Below are 2276 nucleotides of genomic sequence, written 5' to 3'. Positions count from 1 at the left end.
AAATTTATTAGAGCTACGAAATGATTGTCTGGATTATAAACCCTCTAAAAAAGACGATAACATAGCTGAGATTACTGAAAAACCCATAAAATCTATAACTGATTTATTCATGTATAATGAAAGAATCTTAGATTATAAAAAGAGAGAGGTTTTGATTGTTGAATTAAAAGCTCCAAAAGTAAAAATAAGTCCTAAAGAGCTTGCTCAAGTTATGAAATATGCTAGAGAAATAGAAAAATCTAGTGCAGTTAGTAAGGATATAAATTTCAAGATTTTGTTAATAAGTTCTGAAATTAATGATGATGCTCAATTTGAGATAAATGGTAGACAAAAGGGCAATGATAATCCATATTTCTACTTTATTAATGAAAATAAGAATATTGAAATCCAAGTAATGAAATGGTGTGATTTAATTGAGGGTATAAAAAGAAAATTAAATTATATGTCAAATATACTTCATACAAAGGATATTGATGTTCAAGAAAAGGCTGCTAAAGATTTTGAGGATATTGATTTTGGGAAATATAATTCTTCCTTGAAAAAAGTAGCCATTTAGTAATGATATTACAAAAATCAATATTTTTGTAATTCAAATTTTATCGAAAAAAATAAAGCGTTAGCTTTTATTCTGTAATAGGAAATCTGACAGTTTCAATTACAACACAGAATAAACAGTTGATGCTCACGCTACGGCGTGGGCTATCTTGTTTGTGTTGTATGGTTTTGTCAGAACCTCGTATTGCAAATTGAGTTTAGTCCCACGCTTTTTGTATTTGATAACTTTCACTATTGGGACTGAGTGAACAAAAAAAATTCACTTATGAGAAAAATATTTTCTGGGTTTTTAATCGTAATGTTTTCATTGACATATTCTCAATCTGCTTTTGACAATGGATATTCTGAAGGTCACAAAAAAGGATACTGTAATGCTTCAGCACAAAATGGAGAAATGCAATGCAATTATCCTTTAACTTATTTAAGCATACCACTTCCGAAAATAGGAGAAGATGGCAACAGTTATAGAGATGGTTATAATAGAGGATTATACGATGGGCAATTAGCCTTTACTAATAATAAATCAAGTAGTAATTTAGAAAGGAAACCATATCAGTATAAGGATCCAGTACAGCCAAATATTGGCATTTTAGGCTCAAATAATAATGAATATAATACCAACTATGTTGATGTTATCGGACTAATTAACAGCAATTTAAAGAAACTAAATGACAAAGCAGATTCAGAAACTGAATATTTCATTCAAAATGAATTGTCAGTAATTCAGTATAATGATGAGTTAGGGCAAAAAATTAGAAATGAAAACTCTAAAATTCCAATTAACAACTTAAAAAACTACCAATTAAAGAATGGACTATATGAAGTATATCTAATAATGGGAATGAAAAGCATCGAATACCAAAACGGAAACTACACTTATTTTGATATTCTTCCAACTGTTGCAAAATTTGAAAATGGGGAATTAAAAACATTATATAGGTCATTATATAGAAATGCTAAAGAGTTTCCGCAAGAATTTTCAACTTATTTTAACAAAACTAAAAACCCATCATTTTATGAGGGGAAAAGAACTTTGAAAAATGGATTTAACCAAGATATGTATTTGATATTTAACAAGCCATTTATGGCGGGTGATAATTATAAACAACCAAATGATAATAATTTATTAGAACCTGCAAAAGTTATTGTTTATTCTAAATCAAAAAAGCTTTCGGGCATTACTATTACTCTTGACAACCTTAATTATAGTGGTCATATAAAAGGAGATGTTACTAACGCAACTGTTATTTATGAAAAAGACCCTCGTAAATTGAGATGTGAACAAGGGGTTTCTGTAAACTCTGAACTAATTGGGATATATAAAATTCAGCAAGACAAAAACGGTAAAAATTTTGAAGTAACTGTTCCAAATACAAAATATTTTTTAAAAGACTATATCACACAAGTTGAGAATGGAAAATGTTACTCAATAGAAATCCAATAAATGACAAAGTCATCATTTATAAATAGCCTTTAAAAAAACATGATATGATACTTATTTTTTGCCTAATTGTCATAATTCTTCTTATCACTTATCAAAAAGCCTCCAACAAAGCAACTGATTATGAAATAAAATTTGAGAAAAGCAATGAGCGTGTAAAAGACTTACAAAACTTACAAGATGAGAAGATAATCAGTAAGCACTGTATAATATTGAATGTTATTCAAGGCATAAATTCTTTTTCTTTATTGAGATTTACCACACGAATTAACAAAACTAA

The 2276-nt window shown here is 28.3% G+C and carries 3 protein-coding genes; all 3 read left to right on the top strand.

Features of this window, described 5'->3' with window-relative positions; genetic code table 11:
- Positions 1–556, top strand: a 556-nt coding sequence (locus AC4AGG_RS16115) for a hypothetical protein (RefSeq protein WP_489773044.1), incomplete at its 5' end; no start/stop codon positions are given.
- Positions 557–820: 264 nt separating this feature from the next.
- Positions 821–1999 (top strand): hypothetical protein, encoded by a 1179-nt coding sequence (locus AC4AGG_RS16110; RefSeq protein ID WP_489773043.1) that lies wholly within the window; start codon positions 821–823, stop codon positions 1997–1999.
- 44 nt (positions 2000–2043) lie between these two features.
- A partial coding sequence (locus AC4AGG_RS16105) for a hypothetical protein (RefSeq protein WP_489773042.1) occupies positions 2044–2276 on the top strand: 233 nt, incomplete at its 3' end.

The organism is Chryseobacterium sp. CG10_8 (assembly GCF_058117085.1).
This window is presented reverse-complemented; position numbering and strand designations above follow the sequence as displayed.